We start from the raw sequence: 12,017 nt of genomic DNA on the forward strand, positions 1-12,017 counted from the left end.
TAAAAATAACTTCAAAGTAAGCGAACAGTAGCATGTTTGATTTCAGTGTGTACTTCGAGTATGATCTCATCTCATATAAATAAATTTATTATTATTCCTGAGATGAATGCTATCTTACACCTTGATACTAAGAATGCTGTATTAGTTGGTTCTTTTCCAATCACACTTGATAAAACATATCGCCATTTTTTCTCGAATGTTAAAATTATAGGTTATTATGATGATGACGATCACAATATACAAGATATGCAATGTCCATATCTCGGGAATCTATATGCTTTACTTGAAGATATCAATACAGAAAATATAGATGTTGTTTATATTAATCCTGAATCTATAATAATGATCAACGATATCATTGACCAATTAAAAAATACTACTTGTTCTATTATTTTGATTTCAAATACTAATTGTCTCAACACTATTCATATCAGCACCAAAGACTATTTTTTATTAGATCCAAAACTAGAAAATGTAAATGATATCTTTTTAATCAAATTATTTGATACACCATTTTATGGATTTAATCGTTTTATTAAGCGAGCAGAAGATATTATACTTTCTATAATAATTTTAATATTGATCTCTCCCATTTTGCTTACCGTAGCCCTTGCGATCAAACTGACCTCATCAGGTCCTGTATTATTTAAACAAACCCGCAATGGTCTAAATGGCAAACCCATTACCGTCTTTAAGTTTAGATCAATGAAAGTCATGGAAAATGGTCATGAAGTTAAACAGGCCACCAAAAATGATCCACGCGTGACCAAAGTTGGTGCTTTCATACGACGAACATCGCTCGATGAACTACCGCAATTTTTTAATGTACTATCTGGCAATATGTCTATCGTTGGGCCTCGCCCACATGCTGTATCACATAATGAGCAATATCGTGCACTCATTCCAGGCTATATGTTACGTCATAAAGTTAAACCGGGCATAACAGGACTGGCACAAATCCGGGGCTGGCGAGGTGAAACAGATACACTCGATAAAATGGAAAAAAGGGTCGAATGTGATTTAATGTATATCAAAAACTGGAGTTTATGGTTAGACATTAAAATCATATTCTTAACTATTTTTAAAGGTTTTATTAATAAATCTGCATACTAGATTTATTTTCTAATATTCCATCAATATATTTTTTATTTAATTGCTCAATTCATAGGAAAAGTTTTGATATGGCAGCAAAAATTTTACCAGTAATTATGGCAGGTGGTAGTGGCACCCGTTTATGGCCATTATCCCGCACACAATATCCCAAACAATTCTTAAAACTTTCTCCTGATGGTTATACTCTTTTACAAGCAACATTATTGCGTTTAAAAAATCTGGATTGTGCCGCTCCAATTCTAATCTGCAATGAAGAACATCGTTTTCTCGCGGCAGAACAAATGCGTGAAATCGGGATTCATGCCAAGATTATTCTTGAACCAGAAGGAAAAAATACTGCACCTGCAATTAGTCTTGCAGCACTTTATCAAACACAAACTGCTACAATAGATTCTGATACCGTTTTGCTAGTACTGGCAGCCGATCATGTCATTACTGAGCAAGAAAATTTTGAACACAGTATTCAACAAGCTCTTGAGCTTGCACAAAATAATAAACTAGTTACTTTTGGTATTGTACCCACACATGCTGAAACTGGTTATGGTTATATCGAAAAAGGGCAAGTTGAACTTTCAGGCTTTGTCGTAAAACGTTTTGTTGAAAAACCAGATGCAACAACTGCACAGCAATACCTTGATAGCCAGCAATTCCTATGGAATAGTGGCATGTTTATGTTTAAAACCGATGCTTACCTAAAAGAACTGCAACATTATGCTGATGATATTTATACATCCTGCCTAGCAGCAATCAAAGAAACAAAACCAGATCTGGATTTTATCCGTATTGATAAAGAGGCATTTCGTCAATGCCGTTCTGAATCAATTGATTATGCAGTCATGGAACATACCCAAGATGCTGTAGTCGTACCCCTAGATGCCAATTGGAATGATGTTGGCTCATGGTCTGCACTTTGGAATATCCAGACTAAAAATGATCAAGGTAATGTAATCCATGGTGATGTAATTACTGTGAATAGTCAGAACAGCTACATTTATGGAGAAAGTCGACTGGTTGGCTTACTTGGTGTGGAAAATCTAGTGGTAATTGAAACTAAAGATGCTGTATTGGTCGCAAATAAAGACAAAGTACAGGATATTAAAAAGATTGTAGAAAAATTAAAACAAGAAGGGCGAACTGAACATTATTGCCATCGTGAAGTGTATCGTCCATGGGGTAAATATGACAGTATTGATCATGCAGATCGTTATCAAGTCAAGCGAATTACTGTAAAACCGGGGCAAAAACTTTCAATCCAAATGCATCACCATCGTTCTGAACACTGGATCGTGGTCAGCGGTACTGCCAAAATTCATAAAGGTAAAGAATCTTTTCTGCTCACAGAAAACCAGTCCACCTATATTCCCCTTGGTGAAATCCATGCATTGGAAAATCCCGGCAAAGTGCCATTAGAACTGATTGAAGTACAATCTGGCTCTTATCTTGGTGAAGATGATATTGTCCGTTTTGAAGATTTGTATGGGCGGTGTTAAATAACACTAAGGGTAATATTCACATTACCCATTTATTTCACATAAACACTTTTCATTTAGTTTTTTACGCTGACTATCATAAATCCACCCCCATTTATTAAAATACTGCCAAGCACTCTTTAAATGGGCTTTTAATAATGTTTTATTATTATATGATCCCTGTTCATGTAAATGAATAACTTTCGCTAAAGGATAGTACACACTCCCAAATTTTTCTGCACAACGACGGGAAAGATCAACATCTTCCATATACATAAAAAAACGCTCATCAAAACCATTCAATATAAGTAATGGTTTGGATTTAAATAACATAAAACAACCATGTAAATATGGTGTAAAAATGGGTTTTGACAGATCAAAATCTTTAAGTAAATAGTTTTGATCTAGTTTTTCTGCAAATTTTGGAGAAAACCGTCGAGCAAACAAATTTAATGGTGTTGGTAGTAAACGAGCACCATATTGGTTTTCACCATTTTCATAGATGATTTTAGGTAAAAATAAACTCTCAGGCCGAGTATCTGCAAAATTAATGAGACTTTCAAACTCATTTTCATCAAAGAAAATATCTGGGTTACATATTAAAAAATAATCGCTTTGCGCTGCATAAAGTTTAATTGCGAAGTTATGACCATAACCAAAACCATAGTTCCCTTCTGTTTTTAAATATATAACTTTTTCATGATTGAAATCTTTAGCCCAATCTGATTGATCATTATCAACTAAAATAATTTTTTGAATTACCGAGGTACAAAGCAAACTTGTTAAAGTTTGTTCTAAATCTTTGTAAGAATGTTTATATATTACTATCGAAGCAATAACCATTTTATAAACCTACCATTTACTTATATTTTGATAAAACTTGGAGAGTTTGCCTAGCACAATTATCCCATGATAAACTTTGAACATATTCCAAATTAGAGTTAATAATATCTGGAGAAACCCCACCATTGAGTAAATCAAAAATACCTTCTGCTATTGAATCAATGGATGTGGGATCAATAAGAATTGCTCGATTTTCACATAGCTCCTTAATTGCTGTTGAATTACTTGTCAATACAGGAACTGAAAACTGCATTGCTTCCAAAGGCGGCAAACCAAAACCTTCATATAATGAAGGATAACAAAAACCTAAAGCACTCTTATATAAGTGTCGAAGTTCACTATCAGATACATGACCAGTAAAAATGATGTCCTCAGTATCAATCTCATTAAAACCAACATCACTAAAAACGCGACTCACCCCTTTTTTCCCAACAATTACCAATTGAATTTCTGATTTCGTTTCCTTTTTATATTGAATAAAAGCAGAAATTAGGCGCAAAAGATTTTTCCGAGGCTCCAAAGAACCTACACTTAATATATATGGCGGTAAATTTAAAAACTTATTTTCTTCTTGATCATTAAAGTTTCTTTCTACGAGATCTACTCCATTATAAATAACAGAAACTTGCTCTTCAGAAATATTTAAATGTTCAATAATTTTATTTTTAGAAAATTCTGATATAGTAATAATATGCTTAACCTTGTGTGCCAATTTGGGTTGTAAAAATTTATACCACCATACAAATTTTGGATTCAACCATTCTGGGTGATCAAACGGAACTGTATCGTGTATTGTTACGACTTGATTCATGTAAGATAACGGACCAGTATTACTAGGGCACCACAATAGTTTTTGGTCTTTACATTGTCTCGGTAAAATGAACTGTTCCCAAAAATGTCCTTTTAAACCCGAAGCAAAATTTTCTTGAGGACTAATTGGTTGAATTAATGAGTCATTCCAATTATCAATGATTTTTTTGGTATAACGCTGAACCCCTGTCGTGTGTCCAACTAAATTTCTAGTATTTAGATACATTTTTAGATTCCTAATTTTCTAATCGTGATTTCTGACTATAAATATATATTAATACAAAAACTAAAGCAGATGATGATGAAAAAAGAATAGCATTAATCATTGCACCACCTAACCATATACCTATAACACAACAATATACTATTAACCAAAGAACATTTTTTCTTTTTAAGTTATTAAAAAGAGGAAATAATGTTATTAATAATAAAATTATAAAACCTAACACACCAAACTGCATAATTAAAGCTGGAATTTGCAATTCATATAAATATTTTGCAACATCACTTCTTATTAAATTTGGAATATAGTATCCAATACCATTTCCTAGTAGGGGAGAATCATAAATAGCAGAAAATATACTGTTTTTCTGTATAACTCTTTCAATATCAGATACATCAACAGTTTTGCTATCAAATCTTAATAAAATCATTTCCTGTACACTTTCTTGTAATAAAACTATAAAAATGAATACAGAGGATATAATTAAAGTTGCAATTGCTTTTTTAGATTTGAAATACAATAAGTTCGTAAGAATAATAGACATCAAATAAGCTGCCCACTGATACCTTGACATAGTAATTAATGCAGAAAACGAAAGTGCAATAAATTTAATCAACATAAATTTATCAATTTTTTTTGCATTATATATCTCTGTTAAAAGATAAAAAACTGCTACAGAAATAATTGAATCAGAAATATAATTAATTCTAAACAAAAAACCACCTGAAACTTCCAAAGTCATAATTGCAGTATTTGTGTATTGTGCAATATTATTCATTAATTCTGAAATTGATACACCAAAAGCAAATCCATAAAAAAGTAAGATAAATTTCAAAATCCCTACAAAGGCAGCTGCACTAACAATGGAATTACTTAAAGATATCAAATTATTTCTAAAATAGAATATTAATAAATAAAAATATGTAAAGAAAATAAAAATATCTTTTGTTTGTCCCAACATTGAATTAGTATCAATTTCTTTAAACAAAATTGCATAAACTATCTCAAACATTAAAAAACAAATAATTGGTATCATACTTAAAAATGTTTTTGTAAGTATGTAACTTCTATTAAAAAGAATTAGATAAATTATAAATATTATTAAAATAACAAATTTAACATTGATGCCGAATAAACTGCCCGAAGGAAGAACTATATTCATCCACACTATTAAATGAGCCAAAAATGTTAATATAGTATCTTTCTTCAAAAAAATCACCTGAAATAAAATATTACAACAATATGAATATAATAAAGAAAAGAAATGATTGTAACCTTTTCTCTCCCAAAATGATAGTTGGAAGAACAACCTGAAAAGGAAAAAAATACGAGGGTAATGAATAAAATTGATTTTCATTATAGTTTAAATTTTTCTTTACTTTTTCTACATTCAATTTAATTGATTTAAAATTTCGCTTTGATTTCTTAATTTTACCGATGAAACCATTTCCAGCCCCACCTACTGCATTGTTAGAATGCTGCCTGTATTTCAACGATTTATAATCATAGTAAAATAAACCATTATTCATATGAGCCTTAAGAGCCAACCATTGATCATGCATTGAAGCATAATTCGGTATAGGGAAACTCTCTTCTAAAAGCTTTCGGTTAAATAATGTTGAACAACCGTAAACTGTAGATCGCCAAATTAGCATATTAGGCTTCATATTAGTGTATGGATTTAAATCATTATATTGATAGAAACTCTCTGCTATTATATTTCCATCTGAATCAATCAATTCCAAATCAGTAAACATTAAAATGCTTTTCTTTGCATTATCTGCTTCAATTTTTTTAAAATTGTCCAACATTATATTAAGTCTATTTTCAACCCAGATATCGTCTTGATCTGCTAGAAATATATACTGAGATTTTGAGAAACTTAGCGCTTTATTGAAATTTTCTACTATGCCGCCCTGTTTCTCGCAATTAACCAGTTCAATTCTTTTATCGAGACCTTGCATTTCTTTAATGATCTTTACAGTATCATCTTGTGAATAATCATCACTAATAATTAGAATCCAGTTAGTAAATGGCTGAGCTTGAATAGACTGAATTTGTTCACGAATATATTTTTCACCATTGTAAGTTGCCATGATAATATCTACACATTCAGTCATTCTATACTCCTTTACGTGTTCCTATTAGAAAATTAGCCAAAGCCAAACTATTACACATAAAAATTGCTTTTAACAATAACACCTTATTAATTATTGCAAGTTCTGGAAAATCTTTTACTGTTTGTTGAACAGATTTTTTTAAGAGTACTTGTTCTTTGTACTCTTTATATTTATGTTTTAACATACTTCCTTTAACCGAATTAGCAATTACGCTATTATCGTGATATCTAAAATAATTCAGCTCTTCGGAACAATAATATACATCACCTTTTGATAAAATTTTGATCCAAATATCCCAATCTCCATTTGTTTTGAGGTTTGGAAGCGCACCTTCAAAAAAAATAAAGACATCTTTCTTAAATACTACACCACTCGCATTAGGTATTACATTTTTAAATAACATAAAATTCTTAATAAATTCCACACCACTCATTTCAAAAGATTTATTAAACAACTCTCCATTTTTCATAGAGTCCGTCCAAGTCTTCCAAGAACCGGTTCTTTCGTTTTTACTATTTATACGTGCAGATTGAGCATAAGCTATTACCAAATTTCTATTAAGAATAAATTTTTCAACCATTTTTTCTAAAAAAAACTTATCACACATATCATCAGATTCTGCTATCCAAATATATTCACCTTTAGCATACTTTAAAATTCCAGTATTCCATTGGTGAAATGTTGATCCTGAGTTTTTTCTATTAAAAATAATTTGGCTAACTTTTGGATGGTTTCTATATTGCTCAATAATTTCTCTACTATTATCTGGGGAAACATCATCCATAATAATTAGTTCAAAATTATGATAAGTTTGTTGCAATATACTATCTATTCTAAATTTTATAAATTTAGCATGGTTGTAGCTTGGGACAAGTATTGTTACCATAGGATTCATAATTTTTATGCCTTATTCAGTTTTATTAAGTATATAAAAATCTTTCGCACCAATCTAATATTTAAAAATATATTTAAAAATGAACTACTTGTAACAAATTTTGTTGCACACAAAGTAGTATATAATCTCATAGATTTTCTCTCTCTTTGTAATTCCATATATTTTTTAAAACCGTTGTGAAACGTTATATCGACTTTTCCTGCACTTTTATGCTCTATCAAAAAATTAATAACATAACTATTTAAACCTAAATAATCTGCATTTTGACAAATATCTAGTCCATATAAATGAAATCCACTCAAATTATAACTACAGCTTATATTTCTTTTCATATTAATAATTATAAAGTTTTCATCTAAACATTTAACTTTTTGTGGTAATGGTCCTTGATCATGAAAACCATTTGGATCAATTATTTTTATAAAAACATCACCGAACTCATTCGCTCCTGCATTACCTGCAAGCACCCACAAAGGGTCTAAATCCTCTAACTCATTTAAACAAACCTCTAATTTTTTAAAATCATCATATTTAAATATAATATCTTGATGACAAAATATTAAGTATTCTGCATCTGTGTTCTTAATTGCAAAATTAAATCCACTAAATCCATCAAACGTATTATTTTTTTTATTATCAAAATAATTAAATTCAATATCTTCTCTATCAAAACCTGAATTTTTAGCACTTTCCACCATTTCTCTGTATTCTTCCATACGCGTGACTAATGTATAAAACGCAATTTTTTTACTATATTTTCTTTCATAAGATACTTCTTTCATATTAAACTTATCCATTAATATTTAAACAATTAGTTAGCTCTTTAACTTTGAAATTCTTTTAAGAAAAACAAGGAAAAGTACCAAAGAAACTATTGATTCTGTAATCACTATGGAAATAGCTGCACCGTATATTCCCCAAAAATGTAGTAAAAGAAAAATATATGTAAGATGTAAAAAACCAGCATATATATAAATTTTACCTAATATTTTTGCTTCATCAATAACTATCAGTCCCCATTGCCCAAATAAAATTCCAAGACTGATTACTATAGGTAATAAAGATAGAATTTGAAGCACTCTATATGATTCATAGAACTCATTTCCGAATAAAATTGATACAATGATTTTAGCAAATAAAAAAATGAATATAGATATACAAACTGCAAAACCCACCAAAATGATTCCAAACTTTTTTAACTTTACTAGATATTCATCTTTATTTGTAAAACTAGATAAGTGGGGAAAGATAGCCTGATGCATTGGGGTCATTAAAGACTGTGCTGTTGTAGTTACTTTATCAGCAGATGAATAAATGCCAATATCTTTTAAACTAACAAAGAAACTCATAATAAACGTATTCATTGTGGTATATACACTTGAACCTAAGTAACTCATAAAAATATATGAAGATTCTTTTGTGATTTTTTTTGCAAAAATATAATTTATTCTAGTGAATTTTGCTAAATTCAATTTTTTCACATAATACAAAGATATTATTCCAGAAAGAAGCAAACCTAAGCAATTAAAAAACATTGCAAAATTTAGATCACCTTTATCTTTTACAAAAACAAATATTAATAATAGAGAAATTAATTTGGATAATGTTGTTGGCACTAAAAGAATTGCCATTTTTTGAACCCCTTGAAATAACCAAATTGGATTCAAAACAGCACCTAACAATGAAATAAAACCTATATATAATAGTATTTTTATATTAATTAATTGTGGAATAATCTGACAACATATAACTATTATTCCTATTACTATTAAAAGAAATAGCATTTTCATGAAAATTGTATGTGTATATAGTTTATTAATTTCCATCTGATTTTCGGTCTGATATGCGATACTTATTTTTCTAGTAACCGTTAAATTAAATCCAAAATCAATAACCATCACTAAATAAAGAATAATTGCCTGCGCTAAAGACAACGCACCTATTCCAGTAGGTCCAAAAATCCTTGATAAATAAGGAATAGTAAGCAATGGGAAAATATAATTTGTACCTTGAATTAAAAAGAGTACAAAAATATTTTTTCGAACTAAACTCATACTATCCCAATTCGAAATTAATTAAAAATTTGTTTATTTGCAACTGCTTGCTTTAAACTCGCTGCCAAACGATCTTTGTCCGTTAACTTTAACTCTAAGCCATCTTCTACAGGCCAATCAATTGCAAAGTCAGGATCATTCCAAACAATACTTCTTTCACATTCTTTAGAATAATAATCTGTGGTTTTATATAAAAACTGTGTATTATCTTCAAGCGCAATAAAACCATGGGCAAAACCGGCAGGAATCCAGAATTGTTTATAATTTTCACCAGTCAGCTCCACACCAACCCATTGTCCAAATGTTGGTGAGTTTTCACGAATATCTACTGCAACATCCCATGCTCTGCCTTGCACGACACGCACCAGTTTACCCTGTGCATGCGGATTCAACTGATAATGCAAACCACGCAATACCCCTTTTTTAGAAAAAGAATGATTATCCTGAATAAACTGTGGCACTTCCAAACCACGCTCCGTTAATGCCTGTTCAAATCCTTGCTGATTAAAACTCTCCATGAACCAGCCACGGTCATCAGCAAATACTTTTGGTTCAAAAATCAATAGATCTTTGATTTTGGTTTCTATAACATTCATTTTTTCATCTACTTTTTAATTACAATATAGCGTAAAGGAATACCTAAACATTATATTTAGGCATCAATAACAATCTAGGCTTTTCCGGCATTTTCTTGATACAGCTTTAATAAATACTGACCATAACCAGTTTTTTTGAAGAACTCACCACGTGCTTTAAGTTGATCTGCATTAATCCAGCCATTATTAAAGGCGATTTCTTCCAGACTAGCAACTTTTAAGCCTTGACGATTTTCAATGGTTTGTACGAATTGACTTGCTTCAAGCAATGAATCATGTGTTCCAGTATCCAGCCATGCAAAACCACGGCCTAATACTTCTACACTCAATTCATTTTTTTGTAGATAGACATTATTCACATCGGTGATTTCAAGCTCGCCACGATGAGAAGGCTTAATGTTTTTGGCAATTTCTACAACACGATTATCATAGAAATATAACCCTGTTACTGCATAGTTGGATTTCGGCTGTTCAGGCTTTTCTTCAATACTTAATGCCTTACCTGCCGCATCAAAATCCACCACACCAAAACGCTCCGGATCATTGACATAATAACCAAATACGGTTGCCCCCGTTTCCTGTGCAGTGGCACGTTTTAGTTGCTCGCTAAAATGCTGTCCATAAAAAATATTATCGCCCAAAATTAGACATACGGGTGATTCGCCAATAAAGTCCTCACCCAGAATAAATGCCTGTGCCAAACCATCTGGAGAAGGCTGTACTTTATAAGAGAGTTTAATGCCAAGCTCTTCACCAGTACCCAAAAGTTTTTCAAAATTTGGCAAATCTTCTGGGGTAGAAATAATTAAAATTTCATTAATCCCTGCCAGCATTAACACGGACAATGGATAATAAATCATTGGTTTATCATAAATTGGCAACAGTTGCTTGGAGGTTCCCATGGTAATTGGGTACAGGCGTGTACCAGAACCACCGGCAAGGATAATCCCTTTACGTTTAACTTGACTCATAAAATAATTTCTCCCAAGACGTGCTCAACGCCTGATGTCCAATGTGGTAAATGTAGCTTAAAATTGCATTGTAATTTGTCAGTATTCAATCTTGAATTCAATGGCCGTTTTGCTGGTGTTGGGTAAGCAGTGGTTACAATCGGATGCAATTTTTTAATCTGTAAGTCAAGACCTTTTGCTCTGGCAATTGCAAAAATATATTGTGCATAGGCAAACCATGAGGTTTCACCACTTGCCACCAGATGATAATGACCATGTAATTTATGTTGCTGGGCAGCTTCATGCGGTACATAAGCTGCAATGGCTTGCGCAGTGATATCAGCAATGAGTGCTGCACCCGTAGGTGCGCCAATTTGATCATCAATAACACTTAATTCATCTTTACTCTGCGCCAGTTTCAACATGGTTTTAATAAAATTATGACCACGTGCCGCATAGACCCAACTGGTACGAAAATTAATAAATTTCGCACCACTTTGCTCTAAAGCAATTTCACCATCTCGTTTCGTTTGACCATAAATATTAATTGGCGCAGTACTATCATCTTCATGCCAAGCCGCTGCACCTTGTCCACCAAATACATAATCAGTTGAATAATGAATCAATAAAGCATCAATGGCTTTACACTGCTCAGCTAAATGCTTAACCGCAAGGTGATTAATTAAATTTGCTTGCGTGGATTCACTTTCTGCTTTATCTACTGCTGTATAGGCTGTAGCATTGACCACAACATCAGGCTGGAACTGCTCAATGACTGTGGTAATCGCTGCAAAATTTGCAACATCACCACTCCATTGTTTTTTGCCATCAAGTTGACGATCCAAAGCTACCACCTCACCCAGTGGCTGCAATGATCGCTGTAACTCCCAACCTACCTGACCATTTTTACCCAGTAAAAGAATCTTCATTCCTATTCCTCCACT

12 protein-coding genes are annotated in these 12,017 nt (G+C 31.7%); 2 read left to right on the plus strand and 10 right to left on the minus strand.

The genetic code is table 11. The features are described 5' to 3' along the window. Positions 1-45 precede the first annotated feature (45 nt). Both CAP51_RS12200 and CAP51_RS12205 read left to right on the plus strand, forming a co-directional pair. Positions 46-1,113, plus strand: a complete 1,068-nt coding sequence (locus tag CAP51_RS12200; protein ID WP_281249275.1) for an undecaprenyl-phosphate glucose phosphotransferase — start codon at positions 46-48, stop codon at positions 1,111-1,113. A gap of 68 nt (positions 1,114-1,181) precedes the next feature. Further along, entirely contained in the window at positions 1,182-2,603 is a 1,422-nt protein-coding gene (locus CAP51_RS12205) for a mannose-1-phosphate guanylyltransferase/mannose-6-phosphate isomerase (RefSeq protein ID WP_087621039.1), read from the plus strand. Positions 2,604-2,627: 24 nt separating this feature from the next. On the opposite strand, the gene CAP51_RS12210 is transcribed toward CAP51_RS12205, so the two are convergent. The 10 genes from CAP51_RS12210 to rfbD form a co-directional block, all read right to left on the minus strand. After that, a complete protein-coding gene (locus CAP51_RS12210; RefSeq protein WP_087621040.1) occupies positions 2,628-3,425 on the minus strand; it encodes a glycosyltransferase in 798 nt (265 codons plus the stop codon). A gap of 16 nt (positions 3,426-3,441) precedes the next feature. Further along, on the minus strand, positions 3,442-4,461 hold the full coding sequence (locus CAP51_RS12215) for a glycosyltransferase family 4 protein (RefSeq protein ID WP_087621041.1): 1,020 nt from the start codon (positions 4,459-4,461) through the stop codon (positions 3,442-3,444). A 10-nt stretch (positions 4,462-4,471) separates the two neighbouring features. Beyond that, positions 4,472-5,668 carry an O-antigen ligase family protein gene (locus CAP51_RS12220; protein ID WP_087621042.1) on the minus strand — a complete coding sequence of 399 codons (1,197 nt, stop codon included), beginning with the start codon at positions 5,666-5,668 and terminating at the stop codon, positions 4,472-4,474. A gap of 22 nt (positions 5,669-5,690) precedes the next feature. Next, positions 5,691-6,578: a glycosyltransferase family 2 protein gene (locus CAP51_RS12225; RefSeq protein WP_087621043.1), complete on the minus strand. Its 888-nt coding sequence runs from the start codon at positions 6,576-6,578 to the stop codon at positions 5,691-5,693. A gap of 1 nt (position 6,579) precedes the next feature. Further along, positions 6,580-7,473: a glycosyltransferase family 2 protein gene (locus CAP51_RS12230; RefSeq protein ID WP_245809152.1), complete on the minus strand. Its 894-nt coding sequence runs from the start codon at positions 7,471-7,473 to the stop codon at positions 6,580-6,582. Positions 7,474-7,478: 5 nt separating this feature from the next. Further along, on the minus strand, positions 7,479-8,255 hold the full coding sequence (locus CAP51_RS12235) for a hypothetical protein (RefSeq protein ID WP_087621044.1): 777 nt from the start codon (positions 8,253-8,255) through the stop codon (positions 7,479-7,481). A 33-nt stretch (positions 8,256-8,288) separates the two neighbouring features. Continuing rightward, the gene (locus tag CAP51_RS12240) at positions 8,289-9,527 is read right to left on the minus strand and encodes a flippase (protein WP_087621045.1); all 1,239 of its coding nucleotides are present in this window, start codon (positions 9,525-9,527) and stop codon (positions 8,289-8,291) included. A gap of 17 nt (positions 9,528-9,544) precedes the next feature. Further along, the gene (gene rfbC, locus CAP51_RS12245; RefSeq protein ID WP_087621046.1) at positions 9,545-10,123 is read right to left on the minus strand and encodes a dTDP-4-dehydrorhamnose 3,5-epimerase; all 579 of its coding nucleotides are present in this window, start codon (positions 10,121-10,123) and stop codon (positions 9,545-9,547) included. Positions 10,124-10,197: 74 nt separating this feature from the next. Then, positions 10,198-11,094, minus strand: coding sequence for a glucose-1-phosphate thymidylyltransferase RfbA (gene rfbA, locus CAP51_RS12250; RefSeq protein WP_087621047.1), 897 nt, complete (start codon positions 11,092-11,094; stop codon positions 10,198-10,200). Further along, positions 11,091-12,002 (minus strand): dTDP-4-dehydrorhamnose reductase, encoded by a 912-nt coding sequence (rfbD, locus tag CAP51_RS12255; RefSeq protein ID WP_087621048.1) that lies wholly within the window; start codon positions 12,000-12,002, stop codon positions 11,091-11,093. Before rfbD ends, rfbA begins: the two co-directional genes overlap by 4 nt. Positions 12,003-12,017: the final 15 nt, after the last annotated feature.

This window comes from Acinetobacter populi, from assembly GCF_002174125.1.
Lineage (GTDB): Bacteria > Pseudomonadota > Gammaproteobacteria > Pseudomonadales > Moraxellaceae > Acinetobacter > Acinetobacter populi.